Annotated in this window: 29 protein-coding genes and 3 pseudogenes; 10 read left to right on the top strand and 22 right to left on the bottom strand. The window is 32.2% G+C overall.

The window, feature by feature from the left end; translation table 11 throughout:
* Positions 1–5 precede the first annotated feature (5 nt).
* The 13 genes from N456_RS01005 to N456_RS00945 all read right to left on the bottom strand — a co-directional run bounded on the left by N456_RS01005 (position 6) and on the right by N456_RS00945 (position 11063).
* Entirely contained in the window at positions 6–575 is a 570-nt protein-coding gene (locus N456_RS01005; protein WP_062052953.1) for a conjugal transfer protein TraO, read from the bottom strand.
* Entirely contained in the window at positions 569–1489 is a 921-nt protein-coding gene (gene traN, locus N456_RS01000; RefSeq protein WP_062052951.1) for a conjugative transposon protein TraN, read from the bottom strand. The genes N456_RS01005 and traN overlap by 7 nt, the downstream gene beginning before the upstream one ends.
* Positions 1490–1539: 50 nt before the next feature.
* Positions 1540–2778 carry a conjugative transposon protein TraM gene (traM, locus tag N456_RS00995; RefSeq protein ID WP_062052948.1) on the bottom strand — a complete coding sequence of 413 codons (1239 nt, stop codon included), beginning with the start codon at positions 2776–2778 and terminating at the stop codon, positions 1540–1542.
* Positions 2779–2954: 176 nt separating this feature from the next.
* The gene (gene traK, locus N456_RS00990; RefSeq protein WP_062053033.1) at positions 2955–3578 is read right to left on the bottom strand and encodes a conjugative transposon protein TraK; all 624 of its coding nucleotides are present in this window, start codon (positions 3576–3578) and stop codon (positions 2955–2957) included.
* A gap of 20 nt (positions 3579–3598) precedes the next feature.
* Positions 3599–4609 carry a conjugative transposon protein TraJ gene (traJ, locus tag N456_RS00985; RefSeq protein ID WP_062052946.1) on the bottom strand — a complete coding sequence of 337 codons (1011 nt, stop codon included), beginning with the start codon at positions 4607–4609 and terminating at the stop codon, positions 3599–3601.
* Between the two features lie 10 nt (positions 4610–4619).
* Complete coding sequence (locus tag N456_RS00980) at positions 4620–5246, bottom strand: DUF4141 domain-containing protein (RefSeq protein ID WP_062052944.1); 627 nt, start codon at positions 5244–5246, stop codon at positions 4620–4622.
* A 19-nt stretch (positions 5247–5265) separates the two neighbouring features.
* A complete protein-coding gene (locus N456_RS00975; RefSeq protein WP_062052942.1) occupies positions 5266–7839 on the bottom strand; it encodes a TraG family conjugative transposon ATPase in 2574 nt (857 codons plus the stop codon).
* Positions 7836–8162 (bottom strand): DUF4133 domain-containing protein, encoded by a 327-nt coding sequence (locus N456_RS00970; RefSeq protein ID WP_062052940.1) that lies wholly within the window; start codon positions 8160–8162, stop codon positions 7836–7838. Before N456_RS00970 ends, N456_RS00975 begins: the two co-directional genes overlap by 4 nt.
* Positions 8163–8166: 4 nt before the next feature.
* Complete coding sequence (locus N456_RS00965; RefSeq protein ID WP_240315461.1) at positions 8167–8439, bottom strand: DUF4134 domain-containing protein; 273 nt, start codon at positions 8437–8439, stop codon at positions 8167–8169.
* 358 nt (positions 8440–8797) lie between these two features.
* Entirely contained in the window at positions 8798–9400 is a 603-nt protein-coding gene (locus N456_RS00960) for a hypothetical protein (protein WP_062052936.1), read from the bottom strand.
* Positions 9401–9411: 11 nt separating this feature from the next.
* A complete protein-coding gene (locus N456_RS00955) occupies positions 9412–9882 on the bottom strand; it encodes a DUF3408 domain-containing protein (RefSeq protein ID WP_062052934.1) in 471 nt (156 codons plus the stop codon).
* Between the two features lie 12 nt (positions 9883–9894).
* A complete protein-coding gene (locus N456_RS00950) occupies positions 9895–10302 on the bottom strand; it encodes a DUF3408 domain-containing protein (RefSeq protein ID WP_062052933.1) in 408 nt (135 codons plus the stop codon).
* Positions 10303–10304: 2 nt separating this feature from the next.
* Positions 10305–11063: a ParA family protein gene (locus N456_RS00945; RefSeq protein ID WP_062052931.1), complete on the bottom strand. Its 759-nt coding sequence runs from the start codon at positions 11061–11063 to the stop codon at positions 10305–10307.
* 673 nt (positions 11064–11736) lie between these two features.
* Here N456_RS00945 and mobA point away from each other — a divergent pair.
* The 4 genes from mobA to N456_RS25305 are packed head-to-tail and all read left to right on the top strand — an operon-like array spanning position 11737 to position 15554.
* Entirely contained in the window at positions 11737–12156 is a 420-nt protein-coding gene (gene mobA / locus N456_RS00940; protein ID WP_062052929.1) for a conjugal transfer protein MobA, read from the top strand.
* Entirely contained in the window at positions 12141–13397 is a 1257-nt protein-coding gene (gene mobB / locus N456_RS00935; RefSeq protein ID WP_062052926.1) for a conjugal transfer protein MobB, read from the top strand. The genes mobA and mobB overlap by 16 nt, the downstream gene beginning before the upstream one ends.
* Positions 13381–15393, top strand: a complete 2013-nt coding sequence (gene mobC / locus N456_RS00930) for a conjugal transfer protein MobC (protein ID WP_062052924.1) — start codon at positions 13381–13383, stop codon at positions 15391–15393. The genes mobB and mobC overlap by 17 nt, the downstream gene beginning before the upstream one ends.
* 47 nt (positions 15394–15440) lie before the next feature.
* Positions 15441–15554, top strand: coding sequence for a transposase (locus tag N456_RS25305; RefSeq protein ID WP_082422391.1), 114 nt, complete (start codon positions 15441–15443; stop codon positions 15552–15554).
* 71 nt (positions 15555–15625) lie between these two features.
* On the opposite strand, the pseudogene N456_RS00925 reads toward N456_RS25305, so the two are convergent.
* Positions 15626–16503: pseudogene (locus tag N456_RS00925) on the bottom strand (IS5 family transposase).
* 104 nt (positions 16504–16607) lie between these two features.
* Between N456_RS00925 and N456_RS00920 the strand changes: the two are divergent.
* Together N456_RS00920 and N456_RS24750 are read left to right on the top strand one after the other, a co-directional pair.
* On the top strand, positions 16608–17126 hold the full coding sequence (locus N456_RS00920; protein ID WP_062052920.1) for a biliverdin-producing heme oxygenase: 519 nt from the start codon (positions 16608–16610) through the stop codon (positions 17124–17126).
* Between the two features lie 11 nt (positions 17127–17137).
* A complete protein-coding gene (locus N456_RS24750; RefSeq protein ID WP_162838813.1) occupies positions 17138–17308 on the top strand; it encodes a hypothetical protein in 171 nt (56 codons plus the stop codon).
* Positions 17309–17589: 281 nt separating this feature from the next.
* On the opposite strand, the pseudogene N456_RS25510 reads toward N456_RS24750, so the two are convergent.
* From N456_RS25510 to N456_RS00900, 4 genes and pseudogenes are all read right to left on the bottom strand, one after another.
* Positions 17590–17835, bottom strand: a pseudogene (locus N456_RS25510) (HmuY family protein); the annotation flags it as partial.
* Between the two features lie 269 nt (positions 17836–18104).
* Positions 18105–18515 (bottom strand): annotated as a pseudogene (gene tnpA / locus N456_RS00910) (IS200/IS605 family transposase).
* A 43-nt stretch (positions 18516–18558) separates the two neighbouring features.
* Complete coding sequence (locus N456_RS00905) at positions 18559–18996, bottom strand: hypothetical protein (protein WP_062052917.1); 438 nt, start codon at positions 18994–18996, stop codon at positions 18559–18561.
* A gap of 6 nt (positions 18997–19002) precedes the next feature.
* A complete protein-coding gene (locus tag N456_RS00900) occupies positions 19003–19344 on the bottom strand; it encodes a phage integrase N-terminal SAM-like domain-containing protein (RefSeq protein WP_262482796.1) in 342 nt (113 codons plus the stop codon).
* A 244-nt stretch (positions 19345–19588) separates the two neighbouring features.
* On the opposite strand from N456_RS00900, the gene N456_RS00895 reads away from it, so the two are divergent.
* The 3 genes from N456_RS00895 to N456_RS00890 all read left to right on the top strand — a co-directional run bounded on the left by N456_RS00895 (position 19589) and on the right by N456_RS00890 (position 21044).
* Positions 19589–20377, top strand: a complete 789-nt coding sequence (locus N456_RS00895) for an alpha/beta fold hydrolase (RefSeq protein WP_062052913.1) — start codon at positions 19589–19591, stop codon at positions 20375–20377.
* 76 nt (positions 20378–20453) lie between these two features.
* Positions 20454–20600, top strand: a complete 147-nt coding sequence (locus N456_RS25295) for an META domain-containing protein (protein WP_420834718.1) — start codon at positions 20454–20456, stop codon at positions 20598–20600.
* 153 nt (positions 20601–20753) lie between these two features.
* Positions 20754–21044: a DUF4298 domain-containing protein gene (locus N456_RS00890; RefSeq protein ID WP_062052911.1), complete on the top strand. Its 291-nt coding sequence runs from the start codon at positions 20754–20756 to the stop codon at positions 21042–21044.
* A 103-nt stretch (positions 21045–21147) separates the two neighbouring features.
* Here N456_RS00890 and N456_RS00885 read toward each other — a convergent pair whose 3' ends face one another.
* From N456_RS00885 to N456_RS00870, 4 genes are read right to left on the bottom strand one after another with little or no spacing between them, the layout of a single operon-like run.
* Positions 21148–22029, bottom strand: coding sequence for a DUF4249 family protein (locus tag N456_RS00885; RefSeq protein WP_062052909.1), 882 nt, complete (start codon positions 22027–22029; stop codon positions 21148–21150).
* Positions 22019–24607: a TonB-dependent receptor gene (locus N456_RS00880; protein ID WP_062052907.1), complete on the bottom strand. Its 2589-nt coding sequence runs from the start codon at positions 24605–24607 to the stop codon at positions 22019–22021. The genes N456_RS00885 and N456_RS00880 overlap by 11 nt, the downstream gene beginning before the upstream one ends.
* Positions 24604–25569, bottom strand: a complete 966-nt coding sequence (locus tag N456_RS00875) for a FecR family protein (RefSeq protein ID WP_062052905.1) — start codon at positions 25567–25569, stop codon at positions 24604–24606. Before N456_RS00875 ends, N456_RS00880 begins: the two co-directional genes overlap by 4 nt.
* 31 nt (positions 25570–25600) lie before the next feature.
* Entirely contained in the window at positions 25601–26167 is a 567-nt protein-coding gene (locus N456_RS00870; protein ID WP_062052903.1) for an RNA polymerase sigma-70 factor, read from the bottom strand.
* A gap of 109 nt (positions 26168–26276) precedes the next feature.
* Between N456_RS00870 and N456_RS00865 the strand changes: the two genes are divergently transcribed.
* Positions 26277–26879, top strand: coding sequence for a hypothetical protein (locus tag N456_RS00865; RefSeq protein ID WP_062052902.1), 603 nt, complete (start codon positions 26277–26279; stop codon positions 26877–26879).
* The last annotated feature ends 12 nt before the right edge of the window (positions 26880–26891 follow it).

Genomic DNA, 26891 nt, shown 5'->3' with positions numbered 1-26891 from the left:
TGTTTTTAATTTATAATAATGCGTGTCCCCACACCAAACTGCGATTGCCATTGGGTAAGCTCACTTTTAGGTAGATAGTTTATTTCAGAAAACCCGAACAATACCCAACGATTAGACACATAACTTTCTAACGATAATGTTCCTACTCCTCCATATACAAATCCCGATTTGTTATGAAGTGTTGCACCGTCTTGCAATAGCGAAGCATCGTTATTAAACACTTCATATCCAGCTACACCTGAAACTCCCACATACAACAAAATGTTTTTTCGATGATTGCTAAATGCTTGTAAAAAGTAACCAATCTGCCCGTTATAAAAATCATACGGAAGTTGCCACTCTTTATAATTGAGCGTTTTACGCTGATAAGCTGTTCCAAATTTCCAATAATTACCCGATGCTGTATTAACAGTCATCGCCAATTGAAAACCGTAGTTTTTCGACATTGCATCGGTACTATTAAAAGGCACATTAGTTGCGAGTTGAAGACCATTTTCTCCTCCTAACAACCGTTGAGCATGTATTGGGTTTATCCACCAGAAAAACCCAATAATTAATATGATTCGGATTACCATCGTAATTGCGTTTTGTTAATGATTTCCGCTTGTTCCCAATCTTTACTTTCTAATCGAAACGATTGATGTCTTCCTCCATTTTTTTCAAAAACACTTACTTCCAATATTTTATCATCAGGTAAGGTTAATTTTCCTAAACAGAATACCGAACGCTCTTTGCCTTTTCCTTTAATCTGATTTACAAAATGATACATTCGTAATGGTTGTATCTGTTTTTCTTGCATTGCTGTTTGTTTGAGTTGTTTTTTGTCCACTACTTTAAAGCTGATAAAATCAATTTCAAATGGAACTTTCGTTCGATTCTTTAACTCTGTATGGAAATACAACAAGCCATTTTCAGTGTATAATCCTTTTAATCGAAATTGCATTCCTGATTGTTTGGAACCAATATGACGAATTTCGGTTTGGTTTTCGTCATAAATGGATTGCATTACCAAATCCACCCAACGAGGGGATTCATTACCCAACTCTTCAAAAAAGACCGTTTGCTTGTTCGGTTGTTTTCTGTTTTCCTGCAATACTGCCTCATTCATATCAATATTGAGTTTTTCGGGTTCATCGGCATACTTTACATTAAACGTGTAAAAACTACCGTCATCGCAAATTACAGTAAGATTGGTTTCTTGATTGAAATTTGCTTTGTTTGCCTTTACTCGCAATACATTTTCGGCTTGTTTGGCTTTTCCTGCAATCAAATCGTTACTTCCTAAATCCACATAGCGGATGGGCGATTTGAATAAGAGGTGCGTGGTTTTATGGAAGCTCACTTCCAAACCATACGGAACAATCATTTGTTCGTATAAAAAAGGCTGACTCCATCCTCGAAATAAGTCGCTTGATACTTCTTTTTCCTGTGCGTTTCCGCTGTTACCTATCATTACTAAAATGATAAATGCTAAAATTGTTTGTTTCATTTTTTTGAATATTTATGACGATATGCTGATAATCTATCAGACTTCGTCTGTTATTGAATTTCAGAAAGCAGTAAGACATTGTGTCCTGCTTTCAAGGTTATTTTTGTGTGTTGAATTTTCTTTTTGAGGTAATTTGATGTGCCTTGTAACACACCTCTGCCCATATCCGTTAAAAGTTGGTCGGATGCGGAATTGTTCATCGTAAAGGCTGTTCCTGAAGCATTGCCTAAACTCGCTAACACTTCTTTTACTGCATTTTGTTCTAATGTACCAGGCACGTATAATCCTTTTTGCCCGTCTAAATCATAGGTGTTCAATTCTACAGGTACTAATACGCCTTGATATTGAATAGATGAAACAGTTAGTAACAAACGATTGCCCTCTAATTTTGGACTTGCCATTAAAACCGTTTGTGCAGGAATCACCAAATTCGCCACCTGAATGGCTTCCAATAAACGAATAGGTACACTTTCGCCTTGTGTTAACGCTATTGTTTGATGCACGCAGGCTTTAATCGTATTTTTTTGCGTTGTTGATTTTGTACCAACTGCGGTTTCAAATGATTGTTCTGTTGTCCAATTTCGCTGTTGTAAACTCGATACCACCAATTCTTGGTGTTGCTGTACCGATTTTACCAATCGTTTTTGTTTTTGAATTGTTTGAACTGGACTAACCTGAACAGCATTTCCTTGTGATATTGGCATCGTTCCTTGCGCGGATACAGGCAAGTATTTTGATGCCATTTGATACGATTTTTCTAACAATGCCAACTGACGTTCTTCTTGACTGACACCACTTTCTTTAGCTTCTAGTTGCGTTTTAAGTTCTTCGATTTCTTCCTGCAACGCTTCATTTTCAGAATTATCATCGGTGTAAAAATTACCCAAGGTTTGGTTGATGCTTCGATATGCCGAAACTGATGCCCCTATGGGATTTTCCTCTGTAGTATTTTGGTAGGGTTGCGATGCGTTCATTGGCATTGAATCTTTTTGAAATAACACTGATAGATTTGCCATCGCTTGCCGTTTACGTTCTTGTACTTCGGCTAATTGTTGTTGCTCATACGCTGATTGCTTGTCATCTAACAAACTAATATTTGTTGCTTGCGGAATGGAAACATTCATTCCTTGACTACCTTCTGCTAACTTTGTCGAATCCGTACTGGGTGCAAATAGCAAGTACATAACACCCACAAACAATAATCCTAAAGCAGAAAACACTAATATTTTTTTATGCTTTTCTTCAAGTTGTATCGGACGTTTTTCGTTGTTGTTTTGAATATCTTTCATATCTTTTATTTTAATTGAGTTTATACTTTACTATGAGGTAACAAATACCTCTACAACTACCCACAACGTGAGTAGTGTATAACTTACCAACAGCACCCACAACAACACTCTTTGTTGCTTAGGTGTGAGTGCTTCGCACTGCGTTTTTAACCATTGCGATATTTTTTGTTGTCGTTTCATCGCTTAATGGTTTGCAAGTCTTTGTTGGCAAGCACCTTGAAATTTTCAATCGTAAAACCTTGTGGATTGTTATCGGAACGCACAGAATTGACCAACTGACACGAAGTGATTAAACTCCGTTCGGTTTTGTTACTCGCTCTGATAATCCACTGTGTGCCGTACAAGGTCATTTCATACGGATAGGAATTGAAATTTGTCTGAATACTATCTACCACCACTCGCTGATGGATATTTCCTGAAATTATTCGATTGTAATACCCTTTCTCTGATAAGTCTTTGTAGTAATCAAAAGCACTTTTATCAGCCATAAACAAGGCTCTTTTGATGTTTGCTTCGATGGCTTTATTATCGGGTGCAAGGGTAAAAAACAGTTCGTGAAACCTGCGGATATGCTCTCTAGCTTCCACAGGTCGGTTTAACGAAGCGTCTTGAGATAAGGCTAACATCAACGATTTTCCTTTGTCTAACACATAGATTTTTTGGCGTTGTGCTTCGGCAAATTGGTACGAACTAAATACCGAATACCCTACAATTCCTGTACATAATACGATAAACAAAATGCTGAATAAACGTATTTGTTTAAAGCTACTTTCAACCGTAGTGAGTGTTTTAAAATTTATCTTGTTTTTCATCTTATTTATTATTTTTTCCCTACTAATCTTCCTTTAATATTCCCTGCTAAAGCTCCCGTTACTGCCGCTGCTGTATTTCCTGCCTTTTTGGAAGATTGATTGATATTTCTATTATAATTGCCCATGCCTCCTGACTGAATAACCCAATTGGATACCGTTGGAATAGTGAAATAGCCAATAATTCCGATAAGCATAAACACAGAATACACCGTGTTTGAACCATCAGGAATATAGTTGGGGTCGGATAAAGCTTCAATGTCTTTGGTGAGCATTAATACTTGAATTTTTGCTAATAAGACTCCGAATAAATTAGAAATTGGCAACCAAAAATAAACGCTGATATAGCGATTGAACCATTGCATAAGTGTATTATGAAATCCGTCCCAAATAGAAATTGCAAAAGCTATCGGTCCTAAAATGGACAAGACCACTAAAAAGAACGTCCGAATGGTATCAATGATTAAAGAAGCGGCTTGAAAAAGAAGTTCTAATAACGAACGAAACGCATTTCGCATACTTTGATTCAACTCATACATTCCTTGTTCTATGTACATTCCTGTTCTTGCTGCTAAATCGGTAGCCGACCACCCTAATCCATCTAACTTTTTATCAAATTCTTCATTACTTACTAAATAGGCGGTTTCAGGGTTTCGTAGCATTGCCTCGTATTCTAACCTATCTTTTTGCTCTTGATACGCTTGCATATCAAAAGTTTGTGTTTCTAACATACTTGCTGTACCACTAACCACAGGACTTAACACTCCGTTAATCGTTCCTAAAACCATAGAAGGAAAAAACAGGATACACAAACCAATCGCAAACGGACGTAGCATTGGGTACACATCAATAGGTTCGGCACGAGCCAAGGATTGCCAAACCCGAGACGACACGTAAAATAATGCCCCAAGCCCTGCAATACCTTTGGCAATGCCTATCATATTACTGCATAAAGGCATCATTTCAGTATATAAACTGCGTAATACCTGATGTAAATTGTCAAATTCAGAAACTAAAAACATCGCTTTATTATTACCAGTTACGTTCGTTTGCTGTTCCGTATAAGGCTAATACACGTTGTGTATTTCCTTTCTTTTTTGCTCGTAAATAGCTTACACCTATGTTCTTTTGGGTGTAGTAATTCACTAAATTTCGGTAGCCTTTTACTTCTTTATAGACTTCGTTTATCACGTCCATACGCTCTTTATCATTCATAGATAATGTAGAGGGATTGACAATTTTTTTGAGGTCTTTTACTAAATCGCCACTTTCTTCTAACAGTTTGGAATACCCGAAAGCAATGGCTGTTAATTCCTGTGGAGTGTAATTTTCATCTTGTAACATTTTCTGAAAATTATTGACATAGATGTCTGAAATTTCACCAACCATTAAGACTGTTTGCTGTACTTTTCGTGCGTCTTTTACCAAGTTTTTGACACTCTTTAGTTGGTCATAATACTTTTTACCTTGCTTATAGATTTTTACAGTTTCTTTGAAATTGTTAATCATATTTGTTGCTGTTGAAGAGGTTTGTACAATCTCTTGTGCAGTATTAACAATGCCTTGTGCTAAATTCGTTGGGTCAGTCACTACCCATTGTGCTTGCGTGCTATGATGAAATCCTATCATCAATAGCATTATTACGATAATTCGTTTCATACTATTTGTTTTTAAAATTTTATGATTTATTTCTACGTTCTTCTGCCAAATGTTTAATGGCATACTCTATATTTCCACCTTGCGCTTCGGCAAGTTGTAGTACCTTCATTTTCTCGGTTTCTTCGGTGGTATAGGTCAAGTATTCTTCGGCACTTACTTCGGTAGCATAGACTGCGGATTGTGTACCTCCTAAACCTATCCAAACTTCTTTATACAAGCGACTTGGATGATTATTAAGATTAATCGACAAAATCTGTGCTTTTTCCTTTTCAGTTAATCCGAGCATTTCCTGAATACCATCGAATTTGTTCATATACTTTCGTTGGTCGAGCAGTATCTTACAATCCGAATTATTGATAATCGACTCCTTTACAATCGGTGATTGAATGATATCGTCCACTTCCTGTGTCACCACAATGGCTTCTCCAAAAAACTTCCGAACGGTTTTGAATAAGTATTTGATGTACTCTGCCATTCCTTCTTTGGCAATGGCTTTCCACGCTTCTTCAATTAAAATCAGTTTACGGATACCTGTCAATCTTCTCATCTTGTTGATGAAGACTTCCATAATGATAATAGTCACAATTGGAAATAGAATTTTGTGGTCTTTAATTGCATCAATTTCAAACACAATAAATCGCTTATTCAACAAGTCTAATTCTTTGGTTGAATTGAGCAGATAATCATATTCACCACCTTTGTAATACGGCTCTAACACGTTTAAGAAATTAGCTAAATCGAAGTCTTTTTCGCGTACCTTTTTTTCTTCTAAAATAGCTTTGTAATCGGTTTGCGTGAACTCGTAAAAACCATTGAAAGACACATCGGTAACTGTTCCTTTCTGAATACTTTTAATGAACAAATTCACGGCATTAGAAAGTGCCACTTCTTCTGAACGTGAAGCTGGTTCATCATCCCGTTTCCACAAGGTCATAATCAGTGTTTTGATACTTTCTCGTTTTTCAATATCAAACACACCATCGTCTGTGTAAAACGGATTGAACGCTATCGGATTTTCTTCAGTATAGGTAAAATAGACCCCGTCATTACCATTCGTTTTTTGACGAACTAACTCACATAACCCCTGATAACTATTACCTGTATCCACCAACAATACGTGTGTCCCCTGTTCGTAATATTGTCGGATAAGATGATTGGTGAAAAAAGATTTTCCGCTTCCCGAAGGACCAAGTATAAACTTGTTTCGGTTGGTAATAATTCCTTTTTTCATTGGTAAATCGGAAATATCTAAATGAATGGGCTTCCCCGTTAGCCTGTCCACCATTTTTATTCCGAAAGGTGAAAGTGAGTTGTGGTAATTGGTTTCTTGAGTAAAGAAACACAGCGCAGGGTCTATAAATGTGTAAAAGCTTTCTTCCGCTGGAAAATCACCAGCATTACCCGCCATTCCTGCCCAATATAATGTTGCTGTATCAACTGTATTGTGATGCGGACGACACTCCATTAATGCTAATTGACTACCAACATCATTTTTGATTTTTCGTAATTCGTTTCGGTCATCACTCCAAGCCAAAACATTACAATGACATCGAACCGAAGTTAATCCATTCGAGTGGGCTTCGTTCAAATAATTCTCAATCCACTCTTTATTGATTTGATTGCTACGACTGTACTTACCTAACGAGTGCATATTTCGAGCTGATTTCTCAAACTTTCGTAAATTTTCTTCGCTATTATCTATAAAGATATACTGGTTGTAAATGTGATTACAACTTAATAGCAATCCTACAGGTGATGCAAAGGATAATTGACAGTCACTTCGGTCAGTAGATAAACGTTCAAATCGTGTATCAGTACTAACTTCATTGGGTAAATCTTCAGTATCCGACAAGGTATGTAGGCACACTATTTTGTCGCCTACTTTTACCTCATTTGCCCCTAAATGGATGTCTTGTAAAGTGAAATTATCATTTCCTGATAAGGATAAATATTCTTCTAACAAGCCTTTTTTAGTGTCTGAACCGATAATGTCTGAATCAGTTAAACGTTGCAATCCTACATATCCTGAATCGTTAATGATGCGTTCAAACTGATCAACGGCTTCCATAAATTTGAGCATCGTTTCTTTATCTTGAATTTCTTTTGGAACAAGACGTTTACGTGTAAGCGTTGAAAAACTACTTTGACGACGCATACGCTCTTTGGTTGTTTTAGTAACGTACACATAACAATGGTGCGCCAAAAACGGACGTTGATTAAAGTGTTTTTCAAAACTCCGAGAAAGAAAACTCAAATTATCCTTCTGAATTTGACTTCGTCTTCTTCCTCCTTGCAGTGCAGAGCCAAGCTCGCTTGCCTCTGCTACTGCTTCGTTCGTCAGTTCTGGCTCATAAGTCTCTTTTAGAAACCAATCTTGTTTATGTACAATTGTATAATCAGGCAAAACCTTAATGGCTTTGTGCCAAGCTGAATGGATGGCTTCGTACTCTTTACCAGTTACTGTAAACAGTTCAGGTAGTGTAACTTTAAACGCAATGGTAATGTCTGCATCTTTGCTGATGATGCAATTATGCTCTACCGCCCAAATTGGGAATTTATCGGCTAATGTATTTCGTTTGGCTATAGGTCTCATTTTTCTTGATTTTGAAGATGCATAAGTTTTTGTGCCGAGCGCAGACGGGTTATAAATTGCGGGTGGTTTTTACGAGCTGAAATTTTCATCAGTCCGTGTTCGCCATATTTGTTGTTTAAAGCGAACGTTTTCCAAATGAGGAATCCGCCACTTGCCAATCCCAACGTGAGGCAGATATACTGATTGATACCTATCATATACAGAATGACGACTGCGATAAATACGCCGAGTAATCCGCCTGCAAAGATGAACAGGTATTGTGCTTTTAAGCCTTTAAACTCTACCGTTCTTCCGATGCCTTTATTGATTTGAAAACTTGCCATAATCTTACAGGAAAAATGAGCGTAATATGGTTGCCGAAACAATTAAAAAGATACAAGCTCCAAACCATGATGCGGCCGTTTTGGAAGTATCTGGGTCGCCCGATGAAAATTTATTATATACTTTTACACCACCGATTAATCCTACAACCGCACCAATGGCGTAGATGAGTTTGGTAGCGGGGTCGAAATATGAGGTAACCATTTGTGTCGCTTGATTAATTCCTCCTGCGCCATCTTGTGCATAAGTAGTGGCTACAAATACCAAAAAGCAAAGCATACTAAATGCTGTTTTTTTATAAATTCGAGTGTTCATTTTTTTGATGATTTTATTTACTGAATAGAATGTTTTGTGGTCTAAACCTTTGATTGATGGTTTAGAAAAAATGAGAGTATCAATCTCTTGCTATCCGTACTCGAAATGTTGTTGAATGAATTGTAATTCTTTCATTTTCGTGCATTTTTTAAGCTGTTTTTTTAGCTTGTTTTGCACGAAAGTATTTTGAAGATGAAGCCCTTTTTAGAAATCCATTTTTTTGGCTTTAGTTGGCTTTGAGATGGTAGGGTTTGGAAAGTTTTGGGTATAAAAAAACACCTCAATTTTTGGTGAGGTGTTGTCAAAAATTAGAAGTTGTAACTCACACAAACTCCCCAATATCAAAATCCCTCCAATCTTCGGATATTTTAGGATTGTGATGTGTTTTTAAATACTTATCTAATAAAGAAGTTACTCGTTGTTGTGCTTGTGGTATTTGCTCGTTTAAAAGTTCTAATAATTCAGTATCTGCAATTTTTACAGCTACGGGTAATGTTTCGTTTGTTAGCTCCTTTTGTTTTAATAAAGTGGATATTTTACCCAATTCATCTACTGAAATTCCTGTGCTAAAATCTTGGTCGTGTTCTATAGAAATATTAGATTTTAAATCCTCTTCTTCTTCAATGAACTCCCAATCATCGGCGATGAGGGTTTGTGTATTGGGCCTTCCAAAAACTTCGTCTAATGCTTCCGTAGGAATTACTTTAGAAGTATTCTTTTTAGGTGTGTTTTTTGTCAGAGCCTTCTTTTTAGAAGCTCCTTTTATTGATTTTTCAATAGTTTTAGGTTCGCCCATAATAGAGGAATTCTTTTTACTTTTTTTATTCTTTACTATTGTTTCTTTTGTTATTTTTTTAGGTCGAAAACGGTCTATCAATAAAACAATCAACAAAAGTAAAATCAGTGGTTGTATATAAGTTTCCATAATACTTGATTTTAAAAAATGGACTTATACTTATCTTCAAATTGTTTTGTTATTTCAGCCTGATATTCTTCAAAATGACAACGTAAAATATTATCCAAATAATTGGCAACTGAAATCTCATTATCTGTAATCTCCCTTGTAATTCTAAATAATGTCTTGTGCATCTTTGGTTGAATATAAACCGACTTTCCTTTACGAGCTACTACATCCGATTTTTGCAAAAACAACTCTTGATAAGGCTTGCTATTCGAATTTTTAGAAATCACTTTTGGTTTTTTAGACAGCTCTACCTGTTTTACTTTTTGAGATGGTTGTTCTTTTATCTCTTTCTCTATTTTTTTATGTTTCTGTCTTTCTTTCAAGCAAAAAATTTCTTCTTTAACTTGTTGATACTTTTCTTTTTGTACTTGTTGTCTTTTATAACTAATAAAACGTTCGATTAATAAAATGACTAAAATAATAGTTTGTAAATGCGTTTCCATAATAATTAAATTTTATAAAATAGGTTTATACTTGTTTTTAAATTGTTTTATAATTTCGGCTTCAAATTCAGTAAAATGATATTCTAAAATATTATCTAAATAGTTCGATAGCGATACTTTATTTTCTCCTATAACACGAGATATTCTTAATAATCGTTCGTGGTGTTTAGGCCTAATAGAAACTGTTTTTCCAGTACGAGCTGTAAAGTCATTTTTTTGAAAAAACAGTTCTTGAAACTCATTCTTTTCTTCTTTAGAATTTGTTTTGGGTTTTCGTTTCTGCTTGGCTTTAGGCCTTTTTTCTTCTTCTTTTTGAGTATTGATTTCATCAAGTTCAGGGAACTTTCTATCCTTTGAAAATGGTTGTGCCATTAGCTCCATTAACTTTTCTTCATCAATAGATGTTTCGTCTTTTTTCATAACTATAAATTTAAAAGGTGTAAAAATTCATTCATAAAAGTTTCTAATCGTGAAGTCTGTATCATTCGATGATGAGGCGGAAATAAGGTAGAACGAAATACCAAACCTTTGCTGATTTCTGGAACCTCTTTACGAAAGCGTTTGCTATCTGAAAAATAGTGTTGCATTAGATGAAAATCGAGTTCTTTTAAAACCTTTTCATAGGTTTTATACAAAGGAGATTTCTCTCTGCCATCCACCATATTCCAAAATAAGTGTAACCCATTCTTGTTTGACTTCTGTTTAAAAACCTTTTTTACAATTTGTAAGAATGATAGTGTACTCTCCATAACCACCCTATCAGCTGTAATTGGAGAAAAAATAGCATTCATCCCTAATAATGTTCTGAAGATTCCTGCTGAATTTACCGTTCCTGGTAAATCGAAAAAAGCAAAGTCATAGGTAATGTTACTTTTTTTAAAAAACGCTTCTGCTTCTTCTAAAGCGGTATTTCCATTGCATTTAATAACTGGGTAAGCTTTCTTATTCAACTGCGAAAATTGCGTGTGTGCCATTCGTTTAAAATGGTCGTGTTCCATCACAGCTTTTAACTCTCGCTCTCTTTGCATTGCAATACTTAACTGCGGATAATCGCAATCAAAGACCACTACTTGATAGCCCAATTTATAATGTAACATTCCTGCGGTAAGTACCGTAATAGCACTTTTACCGACACCTCCCTTTTGAGAGGAAAAACTGATTTTTAAAGGTTCTTTTTTCATGAGATTAAAATTTATGAGTTCGTATATTATTTCGTTTGTTCTTTTATCCGTTAGTACCAACAATCTGTCGTTTAAACTTTTCGTTTTACGTGCTTGCTGATGAACGAATGTTAAATTGTTAAAACCTATATTCCAATATCGAATCGTTTAAAAGTTCTTTTGAACAGAGAAGCAACCATTCTTTCAACACTACTAACAAATGTTATGTCTTAATTTCATTTGTTCCTCTAATTGTTCGTTTTTACACTATACTGAATGTTGTAATTCTCATCTACAACAATTGCCGAATGTTATTTTTTTACCATACACTAACGTTGTGTTTTTGGTACGCTCTATCGGATATGTTTACCACAAATAAACAACAGATTTCATCTCATTTTTAAACATCTCAAAAAGTGGCTTTTAATGGCGTTCATTGACGCTTTTTGGCACTATATCTCATAGTGTTACAACCATTTATCTCCTCTTACTTTGTGTTATGATTTTTTGGGAGTCATATTGAAAAAAATTATCTCAAAAACTGTTCAGCGGAACAGAGCAAGTTGTGTAATGAGTGCCTCAAAAATCCTTTTGTGCCTCTCCTTACAAACTTGTCCTGCGGAGCTTAAAATCCCTCCGAAGTCGAGGATTTTGAATAGACGAATTGGAAGTTTCACTTTTAAAAACACTTACAATGAAGAAAAAACAACTTAAAAAAGGACGAAAACCGAAAGAAAACCCTTTGGTGTATCGGTATGTTTTTCGATTAAATGCTGAAGAAAATGCCGAGTTTTTGCTCCAATTTGATATGTCAGGATTAAAAGTCAAAGCCGATTTTATCCGCTCCATTTTGTTTGAAAGAGAAATTAAAGTGGTGAAAGTTGATAAATCTGCTCACGATATTTATGTAAAACTGACAGAACTCTACGCTCAATTTAGAAAAATAGGTGTGAATTATAACCAAGTAGTCAAGTTATTACATAACACTTTCACTACAAAAAAAGCACGGTTTTTACTCTCTAAACTTGAAAAACAAACTATCGCATTGATTGCTATTACTGAAAAGATGACTCGTTTAATACAAAAAATTGAAGAAAAATGGTTGCAAAAATAGGACGAGGAAATCACTTAAAAGGAGCATTAATATACAATTACGACAAGGTAAAAAAGGACGAGGGTACTATTATTCATACGCATAAAATGATATTGCCCATGGAAAGAGATTTCACCATTCCATTATTAGAACGTTCTTTTGAGCCGTATCTGTTAGCAAATAATAAAACTGAAAAGCCTGTACTACATATTTCGTTAAATCCAAGCTCCAATGATGCAGTTTCAAATGAACTTTTTAGCGAGTTAGCAGACAACTATATGCAAGAAATGGGCTACGAAAAACAGCCGTATATCGTATTTAAGCATACCGATACAGATCGGACGCATATACATATTGTTTCGGTTTGTGTGGATGAAAATGGCAAACGAATTTCAGACAGTTTTGAGAAAAGACGTTCGATGAATGCTTGTCGAAAACTCGAAAAACAATTCAAGTTGACCTCTGCACTTGACGTTTCTGAAAAGAAAGATATTCCATTACAAAAAGTGGATGCAACACAGGTAAATGTGAAACAGCAAATTACTTCTGCACTTTGGTTTGTTAATGATAATTATCACTTTCAAACATTGGGTGAATACAAAGCCTTATTGTCATTTTTCAATATTACTGCTGAAGAGGTAAAAGGTGTCATTCATGGGAAAGAAAAACGAGGATTGGTTTATTTCGCAACTGATAGTACAGGTAAAAAAGTAAGCAACCCGTTTAAGTCGTCTCGATTTTCTGGTGCTTTTGGATTGAATGATTTGGATAAAAAATTCAAGAAATCTAAACTTTTTATACAACAGCAAAAACCTCAAAAACGTGTTCGTATGTTGGTACGTGAGGCAATGCAACAATATCAAACCCAAGAGGACTTTAGAAAACACTTACAAGATAACAAGATATCGCTATTTATTCGTGAAAATTCGCAAGGTAGAATTTATGGTGTGAGTTTTATAGACCATCAATCTAAAATAGTATTGAATGGTTCTCGATTAGGGAAAGATTTGTCTGCTAACACATTCCATCAATGGTGGAAAGGAAGCAAAGCTTCACCAAGTATTTTTTCTACAAAAGATTTACCAACTCCAACGACAGAAATAGCTACAACAGACACTTTTATAGAAGAAGCAGAAAACTTCTCTAATGCGAATACTTTGGGAGTATTGGGTGGATTATTACCAATGGATGTTCCTGAAGATAATAACAATCAGATACTAAAGAAAAAACGAAAAAAGAAACGCTATGCAAAACGAAGATGATATTAGAGGATTAGCCAAAACAATGGAATTTATGCGAGCTATTAGCATATTATTCGTCATTTTACATTGTTATTGGTTTTGCTACGAAGCATTTACAAATTGGAAATTTACCATTGCTATCGTAGATAAAATTTTATGGAACTTTCAACGGAACACAGGCTTGTTTTCATCACTATTGTGGACGAAATTCTTTGCAATAGTTTTTCTAGCACTCTCTTGTTTAGGTACAAAAGGCATTAAAAATGAAAAAATTACGTGGACTAAAATCAGTATTGCACTAATCATTGGTGTTATCTTTTTCTTCTTTAATTTTTGGATACTGTCTATTCAGCTACCTAAAATTCAAGTAGCGTCTTTATACATTTCGAGTGTATCAGTAGGGTATATTGGACTGTTAATGGGCGGTGTGTGGATGAGTCGATTGCTTAAAAACAACTTAATGGACGATGTGTTTAATATCGAAAATGAAAGTTTTATGCAAGAAACGCGTCTGTTAGAGAATGAATATTCGGTAAATCTACCTACACGTTTTTATTATCAAAAAAAATGGAATGAAGGTTGGATTAATATTGTCAATCCTTTTCGAGCAACCATTGTTTTAGGAACTCCAGGTTCGGGTAAATCATTTGCAGTCATCAACAATTACATCAAACAGCAAATCGAAAAAGGATTCTCTATGTATATCTACGATTTTAAGTTTGATGACCTTTCTACCATTGCCTACAATCATCTATTGAAACATACGGATAAGTACAAAATCCCGCCAAAATTTTATGTGATTAATTTTGATGATCCTCGTAAAAGTCATCGTTGTAATCCGATTCATCCAGCGTTTATGACTGACATTTCAGATGCCTATGAAAGTGCATATACCATAATGCTTAATTTAAACAAAACATGGATTCAGAAGCAAGGCGACTTCTTTGTTGAAAGTCCGATTATTTTGTTGGCATCCATTATTTGGTATCTAAAAATTTATGAAAACGGAAAGTACTGTACATTTCCACACGCCATTGAATTATTGAATAAAAAGTATGCAGATGTTTTTACTATTTTACGTAGTTATCCTGAACTTGAGAATTATTTATCACCTTTTATAGATGCGTGGGAAGGTGGCGCACAAGACCAATTACAAGGACAAATAGCAAGCGCTAAAATTCCGTTATCACGAATGATTTCACCAGCCTTGTATTGGGTAATGACTGGGGACGATTTTTCGTTGGATATTAATAATCCTGATGAGCCTAAAATTTTATGTGTAGGAAATAATCCCGATAGGCAAAATATTTATTCAGCAGCTTTAGGCTTGTACAATAGTCGAATTGTAAAGCTGATTAATAAAAAGGATCAGTTAAAATCCTCTGTAATTATTGATGAGTTACCGACTATTTATTTTCGTGGACTGGATAATTTAATTGCCACAGCTCGTAGTAATAAAGTGGCAGTATGTTTAGGTTTTCAAGATTTTTCTCAACTCACACGTGATTATGGCGATAAAGAAAGTAAAGTAATTCAAAATACCGTTGGTAATATATTTAGTGGACAAGTAGTTGGAGAAACGGCTAAAACCTTGTCAGAACGTTTTGGAAAAGTATTACAAAAACGGCAATCGATGACGATTAACAGACAAGATAAATCTACTTCAATTTCTACGCAAATGGATAGCTTAATTCCGCCCAGTAAAATTTCCAATCTAACTCAAGGGATGTTTGTAGGTTCGGTCTCTGACAATTTCGACCAACGTATTGAACAAAAGATTTTTCATTCTGAAATTATCGTGGATGTGGAAAAAGTACTCTCTGAAGAAAAAAAATACAAACCTATTCCCGAAATTATGTCTTTTTTGGATGGAAATGGTTTGGATAGTATGGAGACTCAAATAAACAGTAATTATAGACAGATTAAAGAGGATGTGGAGAATATTGTTTTGCGGGAGTTGGATCGGATTGAAAATGATCCGAGTTTGGAACATTTGGTGAAAAATGACAAGAAGTAAATAAAAATGAATTTCATTCTACCAAAGATGTAACCTTACCAGAAAACATTATTTTAGTCCCGCTTCCTACTTATTCTCCTGAACTGAATCCTGCTGAAAAAATGTGGCAATGGTTTAAAGATAAAATAGCAATGAAAATGTTTAAATCAATTGACAATTAAAAGTTAGTAATTTACTACTAAATATTCTACTTTTTTCACTACAAAAAGTTAGTTTTTTTTTATGAAGTGATTTAAACTTTTTTAGTTTTCCTTTTTTTGATTTTTTTCAGCGCTATAACAAAGAAAGCTAGGTAGTTAAAACCTTTCCAGCTTTCTGTTGTGGTATCAAATCGATTTAATAGTGATCTGAAGCTATCCATCCAAGCATTGGTGCGTTCTACGGCATAACGTTGGTCATATAAATCTTGGTCAAAGTACTCTTCTCTATCTTGAGTATTTCCGTTTCGCTTGTTAAAACATACATTGGCATTAATCTCTTTTTTATCACAAGCTTGTCTAAAATTTTTTGAATCAAATCCAGCATCAGCGTTTAAAAACATCCCCTGAACTGAGATATCTGCTTGTTCGAGTGTGGCTGTAACCACTTCAAACTGTACTTCAATATCATGAAGGTCATTATGATTACCAGATACGGGTTCGCTCATGGCAAGGGGCAAACCCTGTCTATCAGTCAGATAGAGAGCATTGGTAGTCTTCCGTTTCTTTCTAGCTTGATATTCTACCTGATCACCACCTCTTAAAGCTGGCGTATGACTCCCGTCTAAATCAACACTAGAAAGGTCTAACTCTTTTTTATGAGCCTTAAGGAATGTAATCCAGCTATGCTTTAATATATCTGATAAACACCACTTTCTATAATGGTAGTAGACCGCATTCCAAGTAATGGCTTGATGTTCAAATAATGCTTTGACCGGAAGTTGATACCATTGAACCCCAGTCTTGAGCTTATAAAGTATCGCATTAATGATTTCAACAAGCGGAACCGTCGGTGGAAAACCTCGTTGTGTTTTTGGTAAAAGTGGAACTATTTCCATTTCTATTGTATCTTTGTCTAGTACAGTGTACATAATGGGTTGTTTTCAAATATTTTACGTGTAGTAACGCAAATATCGACAACCCTTTTTTATTTCTTATAAAAAGTTTAAATCACTTCTATGTCAAACTCACATTCATGTACTATCTTTGATTTTTAAATTAAGTCAAAGATAGTACATGAAAACATTAAAAGACGCAACAAAAGAGAATCATGAAAAAGCAGAAAAAATGCCTTTTAATATGAGAATGTTTAGCGGACAATTAACCGAAGACCAATATCTTCTACACTTAGTACAACAACTAGAGATTTTTAAAGCTATAGAAACTAAAGGACTTCCTTCAAATGCTTTATCAAGAATTGAGGCTACACAAAAAGACATAGACGAACTTCTAGCAAAAGGCAATGCTTCAAAAACTATTTTAATAAGCACTCAAAACTATGTCGATTACATTAATACACTAACAGAAAATGATGTATTACCTCACGTGTATTTGAATTATTTAGCATTAATGTTTGGTGGCAAAATAATGAAAACTAAGGTTCCATCTACTGGTAAAATGTACGATTTTAAACATCGAAAAGAAGCTATGTTATCGGTAAGAACTGTGCAAAAAGATGAATGGGCAGACGAAGTTAACAGAGCATACGGTTATATAATTGCTATTTTAGACGAACTACATAAGGAAACATCATAAATAAAAATGCTATGCAAGAGTTTTTAAAAGATATAGGAATTGCGGGTTTTTTATTTTTTCTAATAAAAGGCATTTTATGGCTTGTTTTATTTGCTTTAGTATATTTCGGACTAGTAGATAAAAAAAAGATAATAGCTTTTAAAGAAAAAATCTCTTTTTGGAAAAAGAAAAAAAAACTTTAAAACTCTTTTTATGTTTACACTAAAATAAATATAGGATGAGTTTATAAATTCATCCTATATTATTTACATTTTTTTTTCAACTATTTCCTTGTTCTTTTTTAGACCTAATTTTGAGGTAACTTATACTAATTATTGATATTTTATTCTTCTATACTATACCTAAATGTATAATAACTATAATTTTCGTCTCCTGGTTCGGGATCAAGAGCATTTTTATAGAAGCTTAAGACCTCCATTTTTACGTTTTTCTTATTACCATTTTGAAAAACTAAAATCCGTCCTGGAATTGGTAAAACATAGTGCTTTTCCCTGTTATAACTCCATATACCGTTTTTGCTTAAAACATCATCATCAATAGCTAATGTGCCTGCTTTATCTTGTTTAAACCTGTTCTCGTCTACTGATTTTAAATCTTCAAAAGTGTTTTTAGCAACATATACACCAACACTCCCTATTCGTTCTGGCTCAGAATCATACCCAACTTTAGTTCCTCCATTAACTAAAATAGTAGCGTATCGAAAAGCAATATCCCAATCGGTTTTGCTATTTGTTACTGCACCTGTTTTAAAACTAAATTTTACAAAATCTCCTTTTTTATCAGCAGGGTTATATCCTTTTCCTGTTGAAGGAGCATATAAATTTGTTACTTTCTTTTCTTTACCAAACGATACTGTATTTCCTGTTACAGGATTGTTATCATTATCACCTCCACCACATGAAATTAATGAAAATGTAAAGAACCACCGTTAAAAACGGTGGCTTTGGTTTTCAGATTAGACCCAAAGGGTCATAACAATCATTTCGAATCATTATGCTCTTGATATTTCACATATCGCCTTATCATAGCTTCATCTAATCCTACTGTACTCACAAAATAGCCTCTTGACCAAAAATGATTGCCCCAATAAGGTTTCTGCTTTAAATTCGGATAAGTTTTGAAAAGTTTGATTGCCATTTTTCCTTTCAATATTCCCATATATTCTGAAATTGAAACTTTGGGAGGTATTGAACAAACCAAATGAATATGGTCTTTTTGAACATTCAATTCAATAACATGAACATCTTTCCATAAGCTGATTAGTTGTAAATCATGCTCAACCAGTTATTTTACCGTACCTTCAAGTATCTGAAATCGATACTTTGGTGTGAAAACAATGTGATAGTCACATTTGTAATACACATGTGTTAATTTTCTATATTTACTCATCTTAAAAAGTTGTAGATGGCAAAACTAAAAAATGGCAGAGCCTTTAATACATGACCACCGTCAAAGACGGTGGTTTTTCAATATGAAATAAATTATTAGGGTCGTCTTTTGTAACAGTAAAGCTTTTTGTACCTCCTTTTATTATAAACTTTCCTAATTGTTGATTAACAGTATCATCTAATTCATTGGTTTCTACAACTTGAGAGTCGTTTATTTTATGTAAAGTCATTGTATCAGGGGCTACTACTGTTACATTAATAGAAGCTTCTGCTACTTTGTCTGTAACTGTTACTGTTGTGGTTCCAACTGCAAGCCCTTTTAATATTAAAGCTCTTTCAGAGGTGTTAGAACTATCTTCAATATTTTGTATTATAAACGTTTGGAAACATACATATAGAAGTTTTGTAATACAGAGACGCTTTATGTTTTCACAAGCAGAAATTAATCTGATAATTTCGTTTCTTGTTAAGTATTTAGGCAATGAACTTTATCCTTCCGTAGCCCTGCTATGAAACTCAAAAAAGCCTTCAACACAACCAAAAACATCTAATTTTCGCTTAAACCCAAAAAGTTTAAACGAGTTCAATGTCTTTTGCTTACGCTTAAGATATAAATATTTGAAATCTAATTTTCTTGAATAAAACAACTCATAGTATTTACCAATAGCATTTAGGAATTGTTTTTGATATGCACTACTGATATTTTCTGTCTTTTGTAAATGGAATAGAAAATTCTCAATATTTTGTTCTTTAACTTTCTCTAATAGAGACCCTACAAAGGCAGTCAAAAATTTGGTTAAGGCATTTGTATATGACTTTGTAGATGATATTGCAATGTGAGCTTCTTTTTAAATTCAAGTAATATTTGTTTGGTTGACAGCATAACATTCGTTTTACAAAAATAATTATCACTCTTAATACAAATAAACTAACTGAATTACAATTATTTATATATTTACACTATATTTGAATAACCGCCATAATTAAAAAAATAACCGCAATGCCCATATTTAGGTGTTAGAGCCAATAAAAGAAACATTACCTTTATAAAACCTAACTTTTCGATACAAAAAGATGACAAAAAGTATACAACTAGGAAATATTACAATAGAATACTTTTTAAACGGAGAAAATAATTCAGAAACAATATTATTTGTTCACGGATTGGGAGCTAATCTTTCTCAGTTTAAACATCAGCAAAACTATTTTAGTAAAAATTTCAAGGTGTTGTCAGTTAATCTCCGTGGTCATGGTAACACTACATTAACTCACGCATTAACGAGTAACGATGTTGAATTGTACAAAATAGCAGATGATATTACTACTTTATTAGATCGCTTAGGCATATCAAAAGTTCATTATGTTGGAAATTCAATGGGAGGAAATGTTGGATTTGAAATTATGAAAACCAACCCCAATATTTTAAAGACAATAACAACCTATGGAACAACGGGGCAATTAAATACATCTAGTATCGCTTTAAAAATTATGAAATTTTTACATAAAATAATAACTCCTACTATGCGAGGTAATTTATCAAAAATTGCAGGACAAACAAATGAATCGAAGGCAAAGATAAAAGAGATGATGCTTAAATCTGAAAAGGCAACTATACTTAGCTTCATTCCAATTCTAGCAAATTTCGATTACTTAGAAGTCATTAAAAAATCTAAAATTCCTTGTATGATAATAAAAGGCGAAAAAGATAAAGAAATTAATAATGTGATATATACTACAATTAGAGAATTTAAAAATCGTGGAAATTTTGAACTACAAGAAATAAATGGAGCAGGACATTTTGCCAATCTTGACAACCCCTATTATTTTAACAAAATAATTGAGGAATATATATTACACAATTAAGACTCATAAATGGCTCATACACTTGAGCCGTTAGCAGTAATAAAAGAACGAAATCGATTAATCAATAATTTAAAAGATTGCCTATACCCTCATGACTTGTAACAATCAACACTCTAGCGAAATGGAATTTAACAAAATGCTTGAAACTGTTAACAACTTTACTCTTGAGGGCAGCCAACTAATGCTTAAGAACGGTAAAAGAGCACCTTTGGCAAGAATTTGAAGCTATATACTTTTAATAAAATAGAAAATAAACCAATCCCCTTGACTGTTAGCAGTAGTTAAAATCTCAAAGCAATTAATAATATTAAAGCAAAATTTCCTTTTTCGTGATTACATATCGAAAGAAAAATAAGGAGAAAATAATTTACAAATTATGAAAAATAATAAACATAAATTAGAACAGTTTGAACAGTTACTTGAACATTGTCAAGTCGATGCTAAATATTTAGAATCAATCAATAAAAAATTACCAGATGTAATCAATCGTTTAAAAGAACTAGAATTATATTACAAAAACGATTATATGGACGATTTAGACAACGAATCTGAACATGATAGAACGTATGGAATTTTAGACCAAGATAGTATTTGGAATTTGTTAGTGTCACAGCAATCAGAAAAAATTAAAATAATAAAATCATTGATTAATTCTATTGAAAATTAGTTTTTTGAACTTACTTATGGAAGAGTTTGATTATAAATTAGTATTAAGTAGAACTTACGTTAACTTAAAAAAAACATTAATGCACAATATTAACTTTGATAGATTAAAAATCAATTTTTTTAACATCTTTAAAACAACCTCCCCAAAAACCTAATCCGCCATTAATATTACTTTGTAGTTGAGGTAAATTCGTAAAGTCTAATGTATTTTTTTGAACTTCGTAATCATACAGATATTTATAATACTGTTTTTTAGTAGACTTTGTCCATATAAAGTAATTATAGTTTTCTATATCCATATCTTCTTTTTTAACAGAAAAACGGAGCCTCTTTTTTTTGTCTCCTTTTACGGATAAAAACAGTTTACTAAAAGGAGTTCTAAGCTCGTTAAATTTAATATTATCTGTTTCTTCATCATTGGTAGAGATAGCTACTCTAAAGTATTCATTAGTTAAATTAACAAAGCTGTTTTTTTGTTTTGATAGTAATGAAATTGTGGAAAATGCTGAAGATTGATTAGGATTTTCAATGTCTATATCTATTAAAATTTCTGTTTCCTTTTCGGTTATTTCTACGATAGTAACATCAATAGGGTTTGGTATTACTGTGGTAGACATTAATTTTTTTGCACCTAATTGAACGTCTATTTTATAAGTTGAGTCTACTTTTATTTGATTTAACTTATTTGATTTCCATTTTTTTTTATTATTGTTATAAAATAACTGATCTATTATTTCGTCTTTATCGTTTAATATTAAAACTTCACCTTGTTTTATTTCTTCTATTTGAGATCCTATAGTTAAATTACCTGCCTTAGCCAAAATAACTTGAATAGTATCTACTTGGTTAAGTTCTCCTGTTAAAGCTAATTCTTGTTGACTCCCCATTAATGGAACTTCTATTTTTTTATCTTCACAGGAATTGAAAACAATAAAAAATAGAGGTGTTAATACTAAAAGATATTTTCTAATTATTTTAAAATTCATAAGAAATATTTAAATAAGGTATGTTTCTTTTCAACTTTATTTCGTCTAATCTAATTTTGTTGCTGTTGTCATTTAGTGTTGCATCTAAAAAAACAGGTGGTGCATTACCCAAAAGGTTATAAACTCCAGTATTTATTTGTAAAGAAGTATTATTTTTAAATTTCTTTTTATAGGTTCCTCCTAAACTAAAATTGTAATTATTAGGAAGCCTATGTGTATTTAGAGAAGAAACTTGTAATGTAGCAGGTAGCGATATTAAAACTCCACTGTCTTCGACATCTATTGCATCATCAAAGTTAGTGTAATTATATGTAGGAATATTTATTCTTTTCCCTGTACTATAGCTAAATGTAGAATTAAGAGATATGCTGTTATTAACATAAAAATTGGTAGAAGCATTAATTATATGTCTAAAATCTAATGCTGAGGGAAAATATTTTCCTTCATTTATTTCATCAAATGAATTATCAGAATTAGAAAGTGTATAGTTTAAAGTCATTTTTAGTTTTTTTCCTAAATGTTTTCTTGTCTCAAATTCTATTCCTTTTCTTATTCCTTTTCCGTATAAAAACCTATCTTCCCAATTCATAGCTACATTATTTGTAATTGCATCTTGTCCTGGACGATAAATTATTATGCCTTTCACTTTTTTATAATAACTTTTAATACTAAAATAATCTTTTTTGTTAAGATTGTAAATATATCCTATTTCAAATAACGTGGCTCTTTTTGGAGGTGTTTTTTTTGTACTTGGTGCACGTAATTCGTTGGGTAAAGAAAAAGTAGCAGAAGTAATTTCATGATTAAATTGTGAAATAGAATTAAAAGCTCCAAAAAAAGTATGCTTGTTATTCGGTGTATAAAAAAATGACAACCTAGGTAAAAAGTAATTATATGTTTTTGAAGGTAAAAAATAGTTAGTAATATTAACCCCTGCTTTTAGTAAGAATTTATTATTGAACTTTATTTTGTTTTCTGCATAAGCATTTAAGTGAAATGATTGATTTTTGTATAAACTTGATTCCAAAATTTCATTAGCATTAAATTTTGATAGGTTTTGTGTAAATTCAATAAACTTAAGACTAACTCCGAAATTAGTTTTTAGTTTTTCAGATGCAAAATATTCAATATCGTTTGTTAAACTAATATCTTTAATTTTATTTGTCATTTTAGAGTTTATATTTGAGTATTCAAAAAATCTATCAAAAAAATCTCCTAAAAAACTACTTTTAAAATTGCTATAAGTAACACTTAAATGTTGAAATGTTTTAGGGTTATATATATGGTTCCACTTAAATGAAACAAGTTGATTTTCCAAATTTAATTTAAGGTTATTAAGTCTAAAAAAATCAAAATTCTTTATCTCTAAATCGTCTTTGCCTATGTAAGCACTTAAAAAAAATCTATCCGAATTATTTGGGAAATAATTAGTTTTAAAATTATAATCATAAAAACCATAATCAAATCCTGAATCACTAGATAATATCTTGTTAATTAAATCTAACGAACTTCTTCTAAAACTTGAAATAAATGAGGCTTTATTTTTTTTTATTGGACCTTCTGCTGTTAAAGAAAAACTTATTGGGTTTAAATTCATGCGACCATGGTATTCTGTCATATGCCCATCTTTTGTTCTAATATCAATTACGGAAGATAATCGACCATTATATTTAGAAGGGAATCGCCCTCTATGAACATCTATATGCTTTATTACGTTGGTATTAAATATTGAAGCTATACCCCCTAAATGGTTATGGTTGTAAACTGGTGTCCCGTCAATTAAAATTAAATTTTCATCAGAACCACCACTTCTAACATTAAGTGTTGTGGTATTATCCATACTACCCGACACACCTGCGGATAATTTTAAATATTTTAATGGATCATTTTCACCTAGTAACATAGGTGCTTTGTTCATATCCTTTTTAGTAATACGTTTATCACTTCTATTATAAATTTTTCGTTTATTTGGGTTAGCCTTAATAATTACAGGGTCTAGCTTATTTTCTTCAATTAAATAAAAATTTTGAGTTAAATTAGTTTTTGTTAAATCAATTTCTATTTTTTGTTTTTCAAAACCTACATAACTAATTTCTAAAATATATTTATTACGAGGTAGGCTTAAACTGTAAAAACCATAAGAGTTTGCAACTGTTCCTTTATTTGTTCCTTTTACATATACAGTAGCTCCTATGAGTACTTCTTTAGTTGAGTTCTCTTTTATAAAGCCACTAATAGTAATTTTATCAGAACTATTAATAGGTTGAGATGTTAAAACAATTTTTCCTTTTAGTTCAATAATTCTAATATCTCTATTAGCTATAACGACTTCTAGAAGTTCTTTTAGATTGTAATTGTTCTTGCTTAGTATTATTTTACGATTAAAATCGAAATCATTAGAGCTGTATGTTAATTTAACTCCTTTTTTCTTTATCAGCTTAAAAATTTCTAAACAATTTGTTTGAAGATTTTTTGTGTAAATTTCTTTTGAAAAAACATCTGTTTTATTTTGAGCAGTTAAGTTTAAAGAAAAAAATAACGCGATGAAAACAAATATTAGTTTTTTCTTTTTTATCATTTACAATTTATATTACTCAACTTAATGGTATGGTTATCCTTTTTTATATCAAAACCAAAAAGCAGCTGTAATTCGTTAAGAGCTTGATCTAATGTTTGGTTTTCTAAAATAATAGACGCAAAACAATTAGATTTCTTACTGTCAATTAATATAGTAGTTTTATAGTAGTTTTCTAGTTGAGAAATTATACTGGTAAGTGGTTCGTTTTCAAAGATGAAAACCCCTGTTTTCCATGAATTGAAATTTTTATCTGTGTTAATTTCTTTATTTAATAACGCACTTTTGTAAATACCTTTTTCTCCTTTTTCAAGTATTATTTTTTGGTCTTTTTTCTCCTTTAATTCTACAGATACCTTTCCTGTTTTTACAACTACTTCGGCATAACCATTTACTTCAGACTTTATATTAAATGATGTTCCTAAAACAGTTACCAATACATCATTTACATAAACTTCAAAAGGTTTGTTTGGGTTTGGTTTTACCTCAAAAAAGGCTTCACCTTTAAGCGAAAGTGTTCTTTTATCATTGTCAAATTTTCTAGGGTAGGTTAATGTTGTGTTTTTGTTTAACGTAACAATTGAACCATCTGTTAAATGTACAGTTTTTGCGTATTGAGTAGTTTGAACAGTAATAGGATTGTTAAAATACCAAATTAAGCTATAACCTAGAGTTACTAAAATTAAAAATGAGGCGGCAATTTGCCATTTTCGTATCTTAATTAGATTTAGTTTTTTTACTTTAGGCTTTTTAGTATTCGTTAATTTAGCATCAATTTCTTTCCATCCGTTATCGACATCGAATAAATCTTTATAATTATTTAATTTAGCACCGTCATAAATAGTTTTTAGAGAATTAAATTCATCTAAATTATCTCTCTTCCATACGGAGAATTGCAACTCCTCATCTGGTGTAGCTTGATTTGAAAAATGTTTTGCTAGTATTTTGTCTATATCTGTTGCCATTTCTATTAAAACGTATTTTTTTTGCTAACCCCTATTTATTTTCTAAAAAAGCAACAATAATTAAAAATAGTGCTTTGGGTAATTTATGTTTTTTTAGATATTCCCTCATGATTCGAATTGCTTTTCCCATTTGATTTTCAACTGTTTTTACAGATAAGTTTAATTTCTCTGCTATTTCTTTATAAGTCATATTATCAAATCTACTCATCATAAATATGAGTTTACATTTAGGAGGTAATTCTTCTAATGCTTTTTTTATAAATTCTTGTACTGTTATATTTTCATCTTCATCATCATTATCATAAGTTTCATCATCTGCTAATGTATTAGCAACAGTTTCATCACTTAAAGAAAGTGTGTATTTGTGTTTTCTAAGTATATCAATACAACTGTTTTTTACTGATGTAAAAAGATAGTAATGAGCATTCTTTTCTGTTATTAAGTTTTGCTTCTTTTCCCATACCTTAATATAAACTTCTTGAACTACATCTTTACTTTTTTCTAAATCTTTTAAATAATTATATGCTAAAGAACACAGCTCGCTGTAGTGCTTCTCGAATAGCTTTTTAAAGGAAGTGTATGTTTGTGATGCTTTCATTATTTATAATCAAAATCAAATCAATCAAAAAAAAATAAAAAGTTAAAATAGGGGTTTGCAAAATTTTATCGTGCTAATAATATAAACAAATTTATAAAAAGTAATTACAATGAGAACAAAAAGAATTAAAATCAATTCAATCTTATTTATTTTATTACTAATCTCTACAGGAATTAGTAATTTGAATGCTCAAGAGAACACCACAAAGAAAAATGAAATTAGAGTTTCTGTAAGTGATGCAATTCCTTTAACATTTTCTAATGCTTTTGCATCATCTATAATATCTGGATTTGATATTGCTATAGGAGGAAAAGGATATGAATTAAATAATGCTACTTATGGTATGTTACATCTTAATTATCAAAGACGCTTAAGTGATAAGACTAAAATCGGAGTAGATTTTTCTTACACAAATTTTGACTATAAAAATAAGAATAATAAGAGCGATTCCTATAAAATTCATTATTTAGCTATAGCACCTCAATTTGAATATTCTTATATAAGAAAAAACTTTTTCGAACTATACGGTAATGTTTCTGCGGGTCTTAACAGATCTTTTTCAAAAGTTGACAAAAAATCAATATCAAATTATGGATTTGCTTTTCAAGTTAATCCAATAGGTATTAGAGTAGGAAAAAAATTAGGCGGATTTTTAGAGGGTGGATTTGGTTACAACGGTTTTGTAAACTTGGGTGTAAGCTATAAATTTTAAATAAAAAATTAA

Source organism: Aquimarina longa SW024, assembly GCF_001401755.1.
Taxonomy (GTDB): domain Bacteria; phylum Bacteroidota; class Bacteroidia; order Flavobacteriales; family Flavobacteriaceae; genus Aquimarina; species Aquimarina longa.
Note: the sequence above shows the minus strand (reverse complement) of the source record. Positions and strands in the feature narration are given on the sequence as shown.

Excerpts from the sequence above, each read along its gene's own strand:
- traN (WP_062052951.1), bottom strand. The coding sequence starts at position 1,489 with ATGAAACAAACAATTTTAGCATTTATCATTTTAGTAATGATAGGTAAC.
- N456_RS00945 (WP_062052931.1), bottom strand. The coding sequence starts at position 11,063 with ATGAAAAAAGAACCTTTAAAAATCAGTTTTTCCTCTCAAAAGGGAGGT.
- N456_RS00885 (WP_062052909.1), bottom strand. The coding sequence starts at position 22,029 with ATGAATTTTAAAATAATTAGAAAATATCTTTTAGTATTAACACCTCTA.
- mobB (WP_062052926.1), top strand. The coding sequence starts at position 12,141 with ATGGTTGCAAAAATAGGACGAGGAAATCACTTAAAAGGAGCATTAATA.
- mobC (WP_062052924.1), top strand. The coding sequence starts at position 13,381 with ATGCAAAACGAAGATGATATTAGAGGATTAGCCAAAACAATGGAATTT.
- N456_RS00865 (WP_062052902.1), top strand. The coding sequence starts at position 26,277 with ATGAGAACAAAAAGAATTAAAATCAATTCAATCTTATTTATTTTATTA.
- N456_RS00880 (WP_062052907.1), bottom strand. The coding sequence starts at position 24,607 with ATGATAAAAAAGAAAAAACTAATATTTGTTTTCATCGCGTTATTTTTT.
- N456_RS00970 (WP_062052940.1), bottom strand. The coding sequence starts at position 8,162 with ATGGCAAGTTTTCAAATCAATAAAGGCATCGGAAGAACGGTAGAGTTT.
- N456_RS00975 (WP_062052942.1), bottom strand. The coding sequence starts at position 7,839 with ATGAGACCTATAGCCAAACGAAATACATTAGCCGATAAATTCCCAATT.
- N456_RS01005 (WP_062052953.1), bottom strand. The coding sequence starts at position 575 with ATGGTAATCCGAATCATATTAATTATTGGGTTTTTCTGGTGGATAAAC.
- traJ (WP_062052946.1), bottom strand. The coding sequence starts at position 4,609 with ATGTTTTTAGTTTCTGAATTTGACAATTTACATCAGGTATTACGCAGT.
- N456_RS00890 (WP_062052911.1), top strand. The coding sequence starts at position 20,754 with ATGAAAAATAATAAACATAAATTAGAACAGTTTGAACAGTTACTTGAA.
- N456_RS00980 (WP_062052944.1), bottom strand. The coding sequence starts at position 5,246 with ATGAAACGAATTATCGTAATAATGCTATTGATGATAGGATTTCATCAT.
- N456_RS00920 (WP_062052920.1), top strand. The coding sequence starts at position 16,608 with ATGAAAACATTAAAAGACGCAACAAAAGAGAATCATGAAAAAGCAGAA.
- N456_RS00960 (WP_062052936.1), bottom strand. The coding sequence starts at position 9,400 with ATGGAAACTTATATACAACCACTGATTTTACTTTTGTTGATTGTTTTA.
- N456_RS24750 (WP_162838813.1), top strand. The coding sequence starts at position 17,138 with ATGCAAGAGTTTTTAAAAGATATAGGAATTGCGGGTTTTTTATTTTTT.
- traM (WP_062052948.1), bottom strand. The coding sequence starts at position 2,778 with ATGAAAGATATTCAAAACAACAACGAAAAACGTCCGATACAACTTGAA.
- N456_RS00870 (WP_062052903.1), bottom strand. The coding sequence starts at position 26,167 with ATGAAAGCATCACAAACATACACTTCCTTTAAAAAGCTATTCGAGAAG.
- N456_RS00895 (WP_062052913.1), top strand. The coding sequence starts at position 19,589 with ATGACAAAAAGTATACAACTAGGAAATATTACAATAGAATACTTTTTA.
- N456_RS00955 (WP_062052934.1), bottom strand. The coding sequence starts at position 9,882 with ATGGAAACGCATTTACAAACTATTATTTTAGTCATTTTATTAATCGAA.
- N456_RS00965 (WP_240315461.1), bottom strand. The coding sequence starts at position 8,439 with ATGCTTTGCTTTTTGGTATTTGTAGCCACTACTTATGCACAAGATGGC.
- N456_RS00875 (WP_062052905.1), bottom strand. The coding sequence starts at position 25,569 with ATGGCAACAGATATAGACAAAATACTAGCAAAACATTTTTCAAATCAA.
- N456_RS00950 (WP_062052933.1), bottom strand. The coding sequence starts at position 10,302 with ATGAAAAAAGACGAAACATCTATTGATGAAGAAAAGTTAATGGAGCTA.
- mobA (WP_062052929.1), top strand. The coding sequence starts at position 11,737 with ATGAAGAAAAAACAACTTAAAAAAGGACGAAAACCGAAAGAAAACCCT.